The organism is Streptomyces sp. NPDC014676 (assembly GCF_043084105.1).
Classification (GTDB): Bacteria; Actinomycetota; Actinomycetes; order Streptomycetales; family Streptomycetaceae; genus Streptomyces.
In genome coordinates, this window is the sequence record NZ_JBIBZI010000004.1 from 374,015 (window position 1) to 388,469 (window position 14,455).

Here is a 14,455-nt window from a genome sequence, read left to right on the forward strand (position 1 = left end):
CGTCCGTGCCCGCCGTGGGACGGTGCGCCGTGATCACGGTCGGACCCTTCCCGCGCACGGCACGGAAGGGGTTCGAGGCCGGGAAGGAAGCCGCACCTGCGGCGACAATCGCCACAACGGTGGTATTTGGGGTGGAATAGCCCATTCCGTCAAAGCGGTTATGGCGGGGTGGCGGGTCAATAGAGTCCGAGTGTGCCTGCTGATGAAACTCCCGTTCGTTTTTTCGTGCTGGGGCCGGTTCGGGCGTGGCGCGGTGAACAGGAGCTGGACCTCGGATCGCCGCAGCAGCGCGTGGTGCTCGCGGCGCTGTTACTGGGCCGGGGGCGCCCCGTCGCCCTCGGAGAGCTGATCCGTGCCGTCTGGGGCGAGGAGCCCCCGGCGGCCGCCGTGTCCGTCCTGCGGACCTATGTGTCACGCCTGCGCAAGGTCCTGGAACCCGGGCGGGAGCCGGGCCGTCCGCCCGGACTGCTCGTCTCGGTCGGCGACGGCTATGCGATCCGGGTCCCGGAGGACTGCCTGGACCTGGCCGTGTTCGAACAGCGGGTCGTGGAGGCGAAGAGGCGGTACGCCGCCGGTGAGACGGCCGCCGCCGGCGAACTGCTGCACACGGCGCTCGACGCATGGCAGGGGCCGGCACTGGCGGGCCTGCCCGGACCGCTGGCGGAGTCGGAGTGCTCGTGGCTGGACGAGCAGCGGCTCACCGCGATGGAGACCCGGCTGGACATCGACATCACGCTCGGACGCCATGACACCGTCGTTCCCGAACTGCTCTCGCTGGCCGCCAGACACCCGCTGCGCGAGCAGCTGTGCCGGCTGCTCATGCTGGCGCTGTACCGGTCCGGCCGGCAGGCCGGCGCACTGGAGGCCTACGGCAGGACACGGGACGCCCTGGTGACCGAGCTGGGTGTCGAACCGGGCGCACCGCTCAAGGACCTGCACCGCCGCATCCTGACGGCCGACCCGTCCCTCCTTCCCGGCCCGGCACCGGCCGACGGCCCGCCCCCGCGACCGGACCCCGTCGAGTACCCGGCCGCGCGTCCGGCGCAACTGCCCGCCGACCTGCCGGCCTTCGTCGGCCGGCAGGCGGAACTGGAACGGATACGCGCCCTGTTGCCCGAGGACGGCAGCCCGCCGGCGACCCTGGTGATCAGTGCGATCGGCGGCATGGGCGGCATCGGCAAGTCCGCCCTGGCCGTGCACTGGGCCCACGAGGTCGCCGACCGCTTCCCCGACGGGCAGCTCTACATCAACCTGCGCGGCTTCGACCCGACCGGCTCGGTCATGACGCCCGACGAAGCCGTCCGGGTCTTCCTCGACGCGCTCGGTGTCCCCCCGCAGCGGATCCCCGGCGACTTCGGCGCCCAGGTGGCGCTGTACCGCAGCGTGCTCGCACGGCGGCGGGTACTGGTCCTGCTCGACAACGCCCGCGACGCCGAGCAGGTCCGCCCGCTGCTGCCCGGCTCCCCGGGCTCCCTGGTCATCGTCACCAGCCGCAACCGGCTGTCCGGTCTGATCGCCGGGGAAGGGGCGCACCCGCTGACGCTGGACCAGATGACGCCCACCGAGGCGTTCGACCTCCTCGCCGCCCGCCTCGGCACCGACCGGCTGGCGGAGGAACCGCGGGCGGCCGGCGAGATCATCGCGCGGTGCGGCCGGCTGCCGCTGGCGCTGGCCATCGTCGCCGCCCACGCCGGGGTCCGCCCCGGCTTCCCGCTCAGTGCCATCGCCGAGGAGGTGCGGGACAGCCACGGCAGCCTCGACGCCTTCGCCGGGGGCGACGACATCACCACCGACGTACGGGCCGTCTTCTCCTGGTCGTACAAGGCGCTGTCCGCCCCGGCCGCCCGGCTGTTCCGTCTGCTGGGCCTGCACTGCGGACCCGACATCCCCGTACCCGCCGTCGCCGCGCTCGCCGGGCTCCCGCCGCGCGAGACCCGCGGCCTGCTCGGCGAACTCACCCGCGCCCACCTGCTCACGGAACACTTCCCGGGCCGCTACGCCCTGCACGACCTGCTGCGCGTCTACGCCGCCGAACGGGCCCGCGCCGAGGAGACGGCGCGGGAACGGGACGAGGCCGTGGAGCGGCTGCTGACCTGGTACCTGCACACCGCCGACGCCACCTATCCGCACATCACCCCCAACCGCCGCCGGATCCCGCTGGAACCGCCGCCGGACGGGTGCCGGCCGCTGGTGTTCACCACGCGGGAGGAGGCCCTGGAGTGGTGTGAGACCGAGCGGCCCAACCTGGTGGGCGCGGTGCACCAGGCCGCCGGGGCCGGACAGCCGGGCATCGCATGGCGGCTGCCCGCCGTCCTGTGGGGGTTCTTCTACCTCCGCAGCCATACGCACGAATGGCTCGACACCACCACCACGGGACTGGCCGCCGCCCGCGCCGCCCACGACCGCGCGGGCGAGGCCCAGGCACTCGCGGACAGGTCGGCGGCGCTGCGCGACTCCGGCAGGCTGGAGGAGGCCATCGGTCCGCTGCGCGAGGCCATGTCCCTCTTCCGGGACCTCGGGAACGCGGCGGGCCGGACGGCCACCGTGGCCAACCTGGGCGACGCGTACCTCCAGGCCGGCCACCTCCGCAAGGCCGTCGAGTACACGCGCCGGGGACTGGCCATCGCCCGGACCACCGGCAACGTGTGGAGCCAGGGCATCGCCCTGTCCAACCTGGGCGACGCCTACCAGCGGCTCGGCCGGTTCGACGAGGCCGTCGACTGCCTGGAGCAGGCGCTGACCGTCCTGCGGGCCCACGACAACCGCTGGGTCGAAGGCATCACCCTGGACATCCTCGGCACGGTGTACCGCCGGCTCCACCGCTACGACGAGGCGGTCGAGCACTACCACCAGGCGCTCAAGACCCACCGGGACATCGGCAACCGGTGGGGGGAGGGCCACACCCTGGGCAACCTCGGGGACGCCCAGCTCGGTGCCGGGGAGTCCGAGGCGGCGCGCGGCAGCTGGCTGGAGGCGCTGGCGATCCTCTCCGAGTGCGACCACGCGGACGCCGAGAAGGTCCGCGAGCGACTCGCCCGGCTGGACTGAGCCCGCACCGTCCGACACACGTCTCCTTCGGTCAGGACCCGGCCGCGGCAAGGGGGGAAAGCAGCGGCCGGGCACCCGTACAACGGGAGGCGGGCGGGGGAGGTTCAACGGAAGGCCCGACTCCCGGGCCGGAGCGTCGCGGGGGCCGCCCGGGGCGGTCTCGACCGCCCCGGTATTTTCTGATTGGCGCCGGTGTGAGCGTATTTTTCCCGTCGGCGTGAACCAATGCGTGCCCGGACTCGTTGGATCCTTCGGATTCCGTCGAGCCCGTCGGACGTCACAACGGGCCGTCCGGCCGCTTCGGTTCAGACGAGAGGGAGGAGGCGGGCACCCATGAGCGCGGGCACGGGAGGTGACGCCGGCGGAGCCGGTGTCCCGCTGCTCCCACTGTTCCGGGCGTGGGGCGACCGGTCTCCCGTCGATTCCGCTCCATCCGGGTGAGGAGGGCAGCAGCAGCCATGGTCCGCTTCGAAGTGCACCTCTCCGACGAGGGGTTCGCCGGCATCGACGGGGAGCCCCTGGTCCCCGACGCGGGCCGGTCCGTGCACGAGGCCGTGCTGGACCGGTTGCGGCAGTACGCGGAACAGCGGGGCGCCCCGGTCGAAGCGACGGTGAACGACGGACCCGGGACCACCCACTTCGTCCTCCAGGTCGCCCCCGACGGCTCCAGCCACGTGGTCATCCCCGCGGACCCGGACCCGGCCTCGGACCCGGACCCGGCCTCGGACCCGGACCCGGCCTCGGGCCCGGCCCCGGCCCCGGCCCCGGACCGGCCCGTCGCGGGGGCGCCGCCCTCCGCTCCGCTGCCGGCCGAGCTGGCCGAACCCATCACCCGTATCAACGCGTTGACGTCCGACGGCCGGCTCGACGAGGCGTCCGCCGCCGCGACCGCGCTCCGCGAGAGCCTGACGGCCTCCCTGGGCGCCGAGCACCCGGACACCCTGGAGGCGCGGGCGATGGAGGCGTACCTGGCCCATCTGCGCGGTGACCACCACGAGGCCACGGTGCTGGCCCTGGACGTGGCCCGGACCATGTGCCGGACCGGTGACGCGCAGGCTCCCGCGGCGGTGGCGCGGGCAACCGCCGCCTGGCGGCGACTGGACGACGACCGGACCGCCGTCCTCCACGGACGCGAACTGCTGCGCCTGTGCGACAGCCTGCACGGCACGCACCCGCTGCCTCCCGGCCACGCCGAGCTGACCCGCCGGGTCCGCAGACGGCTGGAGAAACTGACGGCCCGGTGTACGGGGTCGTCAACCGCACGTCAAACGGATGTGGAACGTTCCCGGTAAGACTCCCTCCCACGGAGGCCCCGGCCCGCGGTCCCCCATGACCGGGCCCGGACACCCCAAGGAGCGGGAGCACACCATGAACGTGACGGTCATCGGGTCGGCGAACGCGCCCTCACCCGAGGAGCGGGCACTGCGTGACCTCTACGTGGAACACGGCCCGGCGCTCCACGCGTACGTGCTGCGCATGCTGGGCGGCGACACGCACCACACGGAGGACGTCGTCCAGGAGACGCTGCTGCGCTGCTGGGCCAAGCGGAACCTGGCCGACGACGAGGGCATGGCCGTACGCCCCTGGATGTTCCGCGTCGCCCGCAACATCGTGATCGACGCGCACCGTATGCGCACGGCCCGGCCGGCGGAGATCGGCGGCGCCCCCTGGCTTGCCGAACCGGGCGCCGAGGCGGACGACGTCGACCGCGTGCTGTCGTCCATCGTCCTGCGCGACGCCCTGGACGCCCTGACCCCCGTCCACCGCGAGGTCCTGGAGGCCACCTTCTTCGCCGACCGCAGCACCCGGCAGGCGGCCGACGCCCTCGGCGTCCCCCAGGGCACGGTGAAGTCCCGCGTCCACTACGCCCTGCGCAGCCTCAGGACGGTCCTGGAGGAACGCGGGGCGCGCTGAGCGGGCCGGCCGTGATGTCCGCCCGCGGCCGCATGAACGGCTGACAGGTTCTTCAAGAGTTCTTCATCGGCTCCGTCCTACGGTCGGTCCACCCGCCGCGTCCGCGGACGGGTTCGGCAGGAGAGCGGGAGAACCGGTGAGGGCGAATCGGGTACTGCTGGCCGCGGCGGCCTCGGTCGTGGCGCTGGCGTTGACCGGCTGCGGGGGCGACGAGGGCGACTCGGACATCCCGACGGCCGCGAGCGGCGGCGCGGCCACGCCGTCCGCCGGCTCGGACGCGCAGGGCGGCGGGGACGACGTGGCCGCCTATGTGCGGGCGCAGCGCACGTACGTGAAGTGCCTGCGGGAGAACGGGGTCGACGCCCCGGACCCGGACGAGAAGGGGACCATCGACTTCGGTGACAACCGGGACCTGAAGAAGGACGCGAAGTTCCGGGCGGCCACGGAGAAGTGCGCCGAGTACCTGGCGGCCGTGCCCGAGAGCATCGAGAAGGACAACCAGTCCAAGCTCACCGCCGAGCAGATCAAGGTGAAGCAGCGGTACGCGACGTGCATGCAGGAGAACGGCGCCGCCGACTTCCCCGACCCGGGCCCCGACGGCCTCGGACAGGGCGAGTGGGACCAGAGCTCCGCCGGCGCGAAGCGGGCCATCCGGATCTGCGGGCCGATCGTGGGCGTTCCGGAGAACCCGGGCCCCGGCAAGGGCTGACCGTGGCGGATACGGTGACACGGACCGATGACGAGTCCGAGGCGGTGCCCGGACCGCCGCCCGGCGGACGGGGACGGCGTACGGCGCTGATCGCCCTGGCCGTGGTCGTCGTGGCGGCGGTCGCCGTGGTGGGCGCCCTGGGCCTCGGCGGTGGTGAGGACGAGAGCGCGGGCGCACCGCCCCGGACCGGTTCACTGGTCGAGGTGGTCCGGGCCACGCTGACCGAACGCACCGAGGTGGACGGCCGGTTGGGGTACGGCACGGAGATACCCCTGCCGGTCAAGGCGACCGGGACCGTGACCGGGCTGCCCGAGGCGGGGACCACGGTGAAGCGCGGCGGCACGCTGCTGCGGGTCGACGACCGGCCGGTGGTGCTGCTGTACGGGTCGCTGCCCATGTACCGGGACCTGGGGCTGACCACCACCGCGCCCGGGGGCGACACGGCGCCCGGGGGCGACACGACGTCCGGGGGCGACACGGCGTCCGGGGGCGACACGACGTCCGAGGGCGACACCGCGCCCGGGGGCGACACCACGGCTTCCGGCGAGGGCAAGACGGACGGCGGGACCGGTGGCGGCGGCGCCGCGAGCCCCTCCGCGCAGCCGACGCCGACGGGCACGGGGGCCGCCGCGGTGACGGAGCTCAAGGGCATGGACGTCCTGCAGTTCGAGACGAACCTGGCCGCGCTCGGCTACACCGGCTTCACGGTGGACGAGACGTTCACCGACAAGACGGCGGACGCCGTCGAGCGGTGGCAGAAGTCGCTCGGGATACCCGAGACCGGCAGGGTCGGCATCGGGGACGTCATCTACTCCGCCGGCAAGGTGCGGATCGGCAGGCCGGGCGTCCGGCTGGGCGAAGCCGTCACCGGGAACGCCCTCACGTACACCGGGACGACGCGCAAGGTCGTCGTCGACGCCTCGGCCGCCGACGCCTCCTGGGCCGTACGCGGCGCGGCCGTCCGGGTCCGGCTGCCCGACGGCAAGACCGTGGGGGGCGAGGTGGCGTCGGTGGGCCGGCAGGCCAGTGCGCCCGAGGGCGGTTCCGGCGAGGAGGGTTCGGGGCAGGGCGGGGCGACCGTGCCGGTGACCGTCACCATCGCGGACCAGAAGTCCGTGGGACGGCTGGAGAGCGGCCCCGTCACCGTCGAGTACGTCGGGCGCGAGGCCAAGGACGTGCTGACCGTGCCGGTCGCCGCGCTGGTGGCGCTCGCGGAGGGCGGGCACGGGCTGGAGACGGCGGACGGCGGCTTCATCGCCGTGAAGACGGGGCTGTTCGCCGACGGCAAGGTGGAAGTGAGCGGTTCCGCGGTGCGCGCGGGACTGAAGGTGAGGATTCCGGAATGAGCGGCGGAGAGCGGGCCGTCGTCGAGTTCGACGCCGTCTCGAAGACGTATCCGGGCCCGGTGGCCGCGGTCCGGGACGTGAGCCTGCGGATCGGGCGCGGGGAACTGGTCGGGGTGGTCGGCCCGTCCGGCTCCGGCAAGTCCAGCATGCTCAACCTCATGGGCAGCCTGGACCGGCCCACTTCGGGCCGGGTCCTGGTCGACGGCCACGACGTGGCGGAACTGTCCGACCGCGAGGTCTCCGCGCTGCGGGCCACCCGGATCGGCTTCGTGTTCCAGCAGTTCCACCTCGCGGTCGGGGTACCGGTCCTGGACTCGGTGGCGGACGGACTGCTCTACGCGGGTGTCCCGATGCGGCGGCGCCGGGCCAGGGCCGCGGCGGCGCTGGCCCGGGTCGGGCTCAGCCACCGCGTCCGGCACCTGCCCCACCAGCTCTCCGGCGGTGAGCGGCAGCGGGTCGCCGTGGCCCGTGCCGTGGTCGGTGAACCCTCGGTGCTGCTCGCGGACGAGCCGACCGGCAACCTCGACTCCGCGTCGGGTGCGGCCGTACTCGCCCTGCTGCGCGAATTGCACGCGGCCGGCACCACCGTCGTGGTCATCACGCACGACCGCGAGATAGCCGCGCAGCTCCCGCGACGCATCGAGATGCGCGACGGACGCCTGGTCGCCGACACATCGGCCCCTACGCCGGCCGGCCCGTCGACCGACGTGCCGACCGGCTCGTCGACCGGGGTGACCCGATGACGGACGGCACCCCGAGACATTCCCGCGACGAGCCGGACGACCGGCTGCGGGCCGCCCGGCTCGGGCCGGCGGACGTCGTACGGCTCGGCGGTACGGGGCTGCGGACGCGTCCGCTGAGGGTCTTCCTCTCGGCGCTCGGCATCGCCATCGGCGTCGCCGCGATGATCGCGGTGGTCGGCATCTCCGGCTCCGGACAGGCGGAGGTGGACCGGCGGCTCGACGCCCTCGGCACGAATCTGCTGCGGGTGGCCCCGGGCGAGTCCCTGACGGGCGAGAAGGCCGAACTGCCGTACGAGGCCGTCTCGATGGTGCGTCGTATCCCGCCGGTGCGGCAGGTGGCCGCCACCGGCGCGACCGACGCGCACGTCTACCGCAACGACCACATCGCCATCGGCCGGACCGGCTCCCTGACCGTGCTCGCGGCCGGCACCGATCTCCTGCCGGCCGTCGGCGGACAGGTCCGCAGGGGCCGCTGGCTGGACTCCGCGACCGACGAGTACCCGGCGGTGGTGCTGGGCGCCACCGCCGCCCAGCGGCTCGACGTGTACACGCCTGGCACCCGGGTCTGGCTCGGCGGCCGCTGGTTCTCGCTGATCGGCGTGCTCGATCCGGTACCGCTGGCACCGGAACTCGACGGCGCCGCCCTGGTCGGATGGTCGGCGGCCCGGACCTATCTGCGCTTCGACGGCCATCCGTCGACGGTGTACGTCCGCGCGGAGGACAGCCGGGTCGCGGCGGTGCGGGCGGTGCTCCCGGCCACGGCGTACCCGCAGAAGCCGGGCGAGGTGCGCATCTCACGGCCCTCCGACGCGCTCGCGGCCCGCGAGGCCACCGAGTCGGCGCTGACCGGGCTGCTGCTCGGTCTGGGCGGGGTCGCCCTGCTCGTCGGCGGCGTGGGGGTGGGCAACACCATGGTCATCTCGGTGCTGGAACGGCGTCCCGAGATCGGTCTGCGGCGCGCGCTCGGGGCGACCAGGGGCCAGATCCGTACGCAGTTCGTGACGGAGTCACTGCTGCTGTCCCTCATCGGGGGCCTCGGCGGAACGGTCCTGGGGACACTGATCACGGCGGGGTACGCCCTCAGCCGCGACTGGCCGACGGTGGTCCCGGCGTGGGCGAGCCTGGCGGGCATCGCCTCGACCCTGGCCATCGGCATGATCGCCGGCCTGTACCCGGCGGTCCGCGCGAGCAGGCTGTCCCCGACGGAGGCACTGTCCGGCACATGAACGCCGCCGGGTGTCCCCGGTCGGGGACACCCGGCGGCGCGCATCACTGCGTGGTGCCCGGCGTGACGAAGGGACCGTCAGAAGCCGCAGTGGACGAAGCTGCCGCCGTCGCTCAGCAGGTCGTCACGGATCCAGCCGGTGACACCGGTGGCGTCGTTTCTGACGTACGTCCAGGTGTAGCCGTCGTTGCCGACGGTGTAACAGTGGTAGTCCAGCGACTGCGTGTTGTAGGCGACGCCCTTGATGGTGCAGCTGGTGCTGGAACCGCTGCGCTCGTTGGCCCCGTTGGCCGTCTTGCCCCACGAGCTGCCGTCCTTGTCGGAGACGTTCGTGCCGCACGAGGCGTGCGCGGCGGCCGGCGTCGCCAGGGACAGCGGAACCGCCACGGCGACGGCCGCGAGCACGGGCACGAATGCCGCGAGTCGTTTCATGATGTACCCCCTGTATGTCGTGTTGTCACTGCCGCGTCCGCTACCGGACGAGGCCGGAGCGGAGGCGGTGGCCTCCGCACCCACAGGGATGCGAGGGGCCGTATGTACGATCACACCCGAATTAAGGTGAAGAAATGATTCCGTCAGGGAGTGGCCACTTTTCATCCGTCAAGGGCCCAAAAGAATCAAATTGATAGGAACAAGCCATTCCTGATGGGCGTTGGCCGATGACGCCCTCTTGAATTCCGGAAACGATCGAGGGGGGACATGGTGAGCTTCCGGCTTCGCGTTCTCGGCATGCTCATGCTGGTGGCGCTGGCCGCCACCGCCGCGACCGCATGGCTGACGCTGCGTCAGGCCAACCGTCAGGTCCGGGAGACCGTCACGGCCGGGGAGCAGGAGGTCTCCCGGATCACCGGCGCACTGCGGGAGTACGGGTTCGCGCACGGCACCTGGGAGGGGCTGTCGCCCACGGTGGCCGGACTCGCCCGGGACACCGGCCAGCGCATCCGGGTCGTCACGGAGACGGACGTCCTGCTCGCCGACTCCGACGCCCTCGCCGGCCGTGACCCCCGCCCGCCGAGCGGCCGGCCCGCGGTCCTGGTCGACCCGCGCCCCGTCCTGCGGTTCCCGGAGGGCCAGGCGGCGCGGACCTCGGTGAAACTCACCGCCACGGCGATCGCCGGCTACCGCGCGACGGTGGCGTACGCGGCCTGTCTGACCGGGGCCGGGGCCGGACCGACGGCCGTCGCGGACGACATCGGCGTCCCCCGGATCAGTACCGGCCGGCGGCCCGCGCAGTGCCCCGAGCCGAAACCGGGGGTGAATCCGCCGACCGCACAGGACGTCGACGCGGTCCAACCGTGCGGGACCGAGCGGCGGCCCACCGCCTGCCTGCAACGGGTGTTCGACCAACGGACCGCTTCCGTCGCCCCGCCCCGCCTGGAGGTCCGCCTGGGCGTCCGCGACGAGTCACCGCCCACCCTGGCCGCCGCGCCCACCGTGGCCGTCGCGATGGGGGTCGCCCTCGCCGCCGTCCTCGGCGCCCTGCTCCTGAGCAGGGCCGTACTGCGCCCCGTCCGGGCCATGACCCTGGCCGCGAAGGGCCTCGGCGAGGGCGACCTGGAACGCAGGGTCCCCGTCTCCGGCCGGGACGAGATCGCGCAACTCGGCGGCGCCTTCAACCGCATGGCCGACTCCCTCCAGGCGGGCGAGGAGCGCCAGCGCCGCCTCATCGGCGACATCGCGCACGAACTGCGCACCCCGCTGGCCAATCTGCGCGGCTATCTGGAGGCACTGCGGGACGACGTCGTCGAACCGACCCCCGAACTGCTCGCCTCCCTCCACGAGGAGGCGCTGCTGCAGCAGCGGATCGTGGACGACCTCCAGGACCTCGCACTGGCGGAGGCCGGCGCGCTCACCTACCACCCCACCGAGGTCGATCTGAGGGAGCTGCTGGAGACCGGCCGCACGGCCCACCGCGCCCAGGCCGACGCGGCGGGCGTCACGCTCGGACTGGAGGCGCCCGACCCCGTGTTCGTGACCGCCGACCCCGACCGGCTGCGCCAGGTCGTCGGCAACCTGGTCGGCAACGCGATACGGGCGACCGCGGCGGGCGGCAGCGTGACCCTGGCCCTGACGTCCCGGCGCGAACTGGCCGTCGTGGAAGTGCGCGACACCGGCAAGGGGATAGCGGCCGAGGACCTGCCGCACCTCTTCGACCGCTTCTGGCGGGCGGACGCCTCCCGGGGCCGGGCGACCGGCGGGAGCGGACTGGGCCTGTCCATCGCCCGCCAGATCGTCACCGACCACCGGGGAACGATCGAGGTGCGCAGCACCGTCGGGGTGGGCACCACGTTCACCGTCGTCCTGCCCCTGGCCCCGGGCGGCGGACGCCCGGACGTCAGGAGGACGCCGGCTCCGGGCCGTCGTTGAGGCGGTAGCCCCGGCCGTACACCGTCTCCAGATGGCGGGGGCGCCCGGGGTCCGCCTCCAGTTTCCGGCGCAGGTTCATCACGTGCGCGTCGACGGTCCGCTCCTGCACGTCGTGGTCGAAGCCGAAGACCCGCTCGATGATCTGCGCCCGGGTGAAGACCCGGCCCGGCTCCCGGGCCAGCGCCTCCAGGATGGCGAACTCCTTGGCGGTCAGCGTGACGGGCTGCCCCGCCACCCGCACCTCGAAGCGCGCGGTGTCCAGCACCACCGCGCCGACCCGCAGCACCGCGGGCTCCGCCGCGCCGGCGGTCTTCCGCGACCTGCGCAGCAGCGCCCGTACCCGCGCGGTCAGCTCACGGGGGCTGTAGGGCTTGGTGAGGTAGTCGTCGGCGCCCAGGTCGAGACCGAGGAGCATGTCCTCCTCGGTGGTGCGGGCGGTGAGGAGAAGAATGGGAACGTCGGACTCGGCCCGCAGGATGCGGCACACATCGAGCCCGTCGACCAGCGGCAGCATCACATCGAGCACGATGAGATCGGGTTTCGACGAGCGGGCCTTCTCCAGCGCCGCCCGGCCGTCCCCCACGACCTGCACCGCGTTGCCTTCCCGCTCCAGGTAGATCCGGACCAGCCGGGCCTGCTTCTCGTCGTCCTCGGCCACCAGAATCCGAGCGCTCACCGATTCTCCCCCAGCAAGATCCGCCGCTCCCCCGAACGCTAGTACACCCGGCCCGTGCCCGCCCGCGCTCTTCGGCGCCCCGTGCTCTTCTCCGCCACCGGCCCGCCGTCCCTGACGGGGCCTCACCGGCTCAGGCTCCGCCCTCCTGGGCTTCGTCCGGGAGAGCGGCGGTGTCCTCGGCCGGCGGGGCCTCGATGGTCACGGGCCGGTCGGTGTCGAGGAAGGTGACGGTCAGGTCGAGCGGCCCGCCGCCGGTTCCGGTGCCGGTCCGCCACCGGAACCGTTTGGCGCGGTGGTCGCCGTCGATCCACAGGTCCATGGTGAGGGTGTCGGGGACGCGCAGCCCCATGAACTGGTCGAGGCCTTCGGCCAGACGCTCCCGGACCGCCTCGTCCGGAGCGGCGTCACGGGCGGCGCGCAGACTCCCGTGGGTGACCGTTCCCCTGTAGTGCGTGGTCCTGGTGCCGTCGACCGTCCCGGTCCCGACCACCCGCACGTCCGTGGACCCGGTCAGGAGGGTGGACTGCACGACCGGGCTGCTCTCCAGTTGACGGGGCAGTACGCCGTAGGAGTCGTTGTCCACGGTGAGGCCTCCCCACCCGGCCGGGTCCGCCCTGAACCAGCCCTTGCCTTGCACCGCCTTCCCGACGTACATCACCTCGTCGACGAACCGGACCGGCAGCGGGCCGTCCCCGTCCCGGCCGGCCGTGCTCAGCTCCATGCTCATCGCCGGTGGATCCGTCCTCATGAACGCGTCGGCCTCCAGCCGGCCCGTCTCCGGCACGGTCCCGGTGACCCGGTAGTGGAGCGACACGATGTCCGCGGAGTTCGCCGCCGCCTCGGCCACGGCCGTCGCGGGCGTCACCCCGGACGGCTCCCCCTTCCCGGAACCACTCCCGCCCTCACCTCCGCAGGCCCCCGCTCCCCCGGCGACCAGCACGACGGCGAACGCCGCGCTCATCACTCTTCGCGGTACGGAACCACCCGATGAATTCCCCACCATTCCCCCCAGCGGAAACCTGATCGACCCTTGTCAGGGCTGTGAGCGTATCCCGGCGTGTGTTCTGTGATCCGCTGGAATTCCCATGGGGCGCACGCGACAGGAGTGGTGTCACCGACCGTGTTCCGCAAGGCAGGGACGCGGAGGGAGCCGGAGGCCGACGGCTGTCACCGACCACGGATCCGGGCCGGCGGGGCGGGGACACCAAGACCCGGAAGTCCCGGCGCACGCTCGCACTGCCGGCGCGCTGCGTCGAAGCCCTCTGGCAGCAGTTCGAAGATCAGGGTTGGGATCGGCTCGCCGCTGGCGACAAGTGGGAGGAACACGGGCTCGTCTTCTCCTCGGCCGTGGGCAAGCCGCTGGACGCGTCCAACGTCCGTCGAGCCTTCCGCCAGGCGCTCAAGGGCATCGGCGGGATCGACTCCGACGAGTGGACGCCCCGGGAGCTCCGGCACAGCTTCGTGTCTCTGCCGTCCGATCGTGGCGTCCCGCTGGAAGTGATCTCCCGGCTCGTCGGGCACTCCGGGACGGCCGTGACCGAGGAGGTCTACCGGAAGCAGATCCGGCCCGTGATCCAGACCGGCGCCGTGGTCATGGACGGGATCTTCGGCGCTGATCCGCAGCGGCCGTAGACACGCGGGAACCGGTAGTCACGCGGACAGACGCGCACAAAGCAGATCACCCAGGCTACTCACGTGAGTAGCCTGGGTGATCTGGTGTTTCCCTGTCGGGGTGGCGGGATTTGAACCCACGACCTCTTCGTCCCGAACGAGGTTCGGTTGGTGAGCCTGCCAGCAGCGACAACATTTCCGCAGGTCAGACGCGGGGGAATGGTTGGTCTCGCGTAGGCTCGAAGGGGCTCGGGGAGCGGGTTGGCTCCCCGATGGCTCCCAGTATCGTCTCCGAACGGCTGCAGGGGCCACCTCATTCTGCGGTGCTGGCTCACATGAGTCCTCCACCTGCCGCCCTTTGAGAGGAGCCTCAGAGTCCGCCCACGAAGATTGGACTCGGTAGACGCCGACCGCGAATTCTCTCACCGCGTGATAGCGGGACATCAGAAAGTGCATGCGCGAGTGCGCAAGGAATGCTGTGTGCGACGAGCGGCCTGCGAGCGCGTACAAGGCGAGGTTGCCAGCCGCTGACGCGGCACTCCTCGAACGCATGATCTAAGATCGGGTTTCAGCCTGTGCGGCAAATGTAGCGGCCCGGAGGTGGCGAGTCAACGAGTCGGGCCTAACTCTCATATTGGCCCTCTTGGGAAGCATTCCGGCAGTCGGCCTTAAAAGGCGTTGAGTAGCCGTAAATCGAACTTCCGCTTGCGCTCGGTAGATCTGCGGTCCTAGCTTTCTTGCACTGGGTCGAGGGGGCGGGGAATAGCATCGCTCGGCGTCCAGGAAACTCGTTTTTGATTTCAGGGGAGGGCGTCT

Annotated in this window: 11 protein-coding genes and 1 pseudogene; 9 read left to right on the forward strand and 3 right to left on the reverse strand. The window is 72.5% G+C overall.

Translation table 11 applies throughout. The annotated features are described in order from the left end of the window. The first annotated feature begins 225 nt into the window (after positions 1-225). The 7 genes from ACF1DX_RS14370 (at position 226) to ACF1DX_RS14400 (ending at position 8,986) form a co-directional block, all read left to right on the forward strand. Positions 226-3,048, forward strand: coding sequence for a BTAD domain-containing putative transcriptional regulator (locus tag ACF1DX_RS14370; RefSeq protein WP_391791480.1), 2,823 nt, complete (start codon positions 226-228; stop codon positions 3,046-3,048). Positions 3,049-3,506: 458 nt separating this feature from the next. After that, complete coding sequence (locus tag ACF1DX_RS14375) at positions 3,507-4,340, forward strand: hypothetical protein (RefSeq protein WP_391791481.1); 834 nt, start codon at positions 3,507-3,509, stop codon at positions 4,338-4,340. 76 nt (positions 4,341-4,416) lie between these two features. Further along, entirely contained in the window at positions 4,417-4,962 is a 546-nt protein-coding gene (locus ACF1DX_RS14380) for a sigma-70 family RNA polymerase sigma factor (RefSeq protein WP_391791482.1), read from the forward strand. Between the two features lie 136 nt (positions 4,963-5,098). Then, a complete protein-coding gene (locus ACF1DX_RS14385; RefSeq protein ID WP_391791483.1) occupies positions 5,099-5,671 on the forward strand; it encodes a hypothetical protein in 573 nt (190 codons plus the stop codon). Between the two features lie 14 nt (positions 5,672-5,685). Beyond that, on the forward strand, positions 5,686-7,017 hold the full coding sequence (locus tag ACF1DX_RS14390; RefSeq protein WP_391791484.1) for a peptidoglycan-binding protein: 1,332 nt from the start codon (positions 5,686-5,688) through the stop codon (positions 7,015-7,017). Beyond that, a complete protein-coding gene (locus ACF1DX_RS14395; RefSeq protein WP_391791485.1) occupies positions 7,014-7,760 on the forward strand; it encodes an ABC transporter ATP-binding protein in 747 nt (248 codons plus the stop codon). The genes ACF1DX_RS14390 and ACF1DX_RS14395 overlap by 4 nt, the downstream gene beginning before the upstream one ends. After that, positions 7,757-8,986 carry an ABC transporter permease gene (locus ACF1DX_RS14400; RefSeq protein WP_391791486.1) on the forward strand — a complete coding sequence of 410 codons (1,230 nt, stop codon included), beginning with the start codon at positions 7,757-7,759 and terminating at the stop codon, positions 8,984-8,986. The genes ACF1DX_RS14395 and ACF1DX_RS14400 overlap by 4 nt, the downstream gene beginning before the upstream one ends. 77 nt (positions 8,987-9,063) lie before the next feature. On the opposite strand, the gene ACF1DX_RS14405 is transcribed toward ACF1DX_RS14400, so the two are convergent. Next, a complete protein-coding gene (locus tag ACF1DX_RS14405) occupies positions 9,064-9,417 on the reverse strand; it encodes an SH3 domain-containing protein (RefSeq protein ID WP_391791487.1) in 354 nt (117 codons plus the stop codon). 270 nt (positions 9,418-9,687) lie between these two features. Between ACF1DX_RS14405 and ACF1DX_RS14410 the strand changes: the two genes are divergently transcribed. Then, positions 9,688-11,352 carry a sensor histidine kinase gene (locus ACF1DX_RS14410; RefSeq protein WP_391791488.1) on the forward strand — a complete coding sequence of 555 codons (1,665 nt, stop codon included), beginning with the start codon at positions 9,688-9,690 and terminating at the stop codon, positions 11,350-11,352. On the opposite strand, the gene ACF1DX_RS14415 is transcribed toward ACF1DX_RS14410, so the two are convergent. Next, a complete protein-coding gene (locus tag ACF1DX_RS14415; RefSeq protein ID WP_391791489.1) occupies positions 11,321-12,028 on the reverse strand; it encodes a response regulator transcription factor in 708 nt (235 codons plus the stop codon). The genes ACF1DX_RS14410 and ACF1DX_RS14415 overlap by 32 nt on opposite strands. A gap of 130 nt (positions 12,029-12,158) precedes the next feature. Continuing rightward, positions 12,159-12,989 (reverse strand): hypothetical protein, encoded by an 831-nt coding sequence (locus ACF1DX_RS14420; protein ID WP_391791490.1) that lies wholly within the window; start codon positions 12,987-12,989, stop codon positions 12,159-12,161. Positions 12,990-13,216: 227 nt separating this feature from the next. Between ACF1DX_RS14420 and ACF1DX_RS14425 the strand changes: the two are divergent. Then, a pseudogene (locus ACF1DX_RS14425) lies at positions 13,217-13,660 on the forward strand (tyrosine-type recombinase/integrase); the annotation flags it as partial. Positions 13,661-14,455: the final 795 nt, after the last annotated feature.

What these genes read in the sequence shown, in the direction of transcription:
- ACF1DX_RS14420 (WP_391791490.1), bottom strand. Translation starts at nt 12,989, where the DNA reads ATGAGCGCGGCGTTCGCCGTCGTGCTGGTCGCCGGGGGAGCGGGGGCC.
- ACF1DX_RS14400 (WP_391791486.1), top strand. Translation starts at nt 7,757, where the DNA reads ATGACGGACGGCACCCCGAGACATTCCCGCGACGAGCCGGACGACCGG.
- ACF1DX_RS14375 (WP_391791481.1), top strand. Translation starts at nt 3,507, where the DNA reads ATGGTCCGCTTCGAAGTGCACCTCTCCGACGAGGGGTTCGCCGGCATC.
- ACF1DX_RS14405 (WP_391791487.1), bottom strand. Translation starts at nt 9,417, where the DNA reads ATGAAACGACTCGCGGCATTCGTGCCCGTGCTCGCGGCCGTCGCCGTG.
- ACF1DX_RS14395 (WP_391791485.1), top strand. Translation starts at nt 7,014, where the DNA reads ATGAGCGGCGGAGAGCGGGCCGTCGTCGAGTTCGACGCCGTCTCGAAG.
- ACF1DX_RS14380 (WP_391791482.1), top strand. Translation starts at nt 4,417, where the DNA reads ATGAACGTGACGGTCATCGGGTCGGCGAACGCGCCCTCACCCGAGGAG.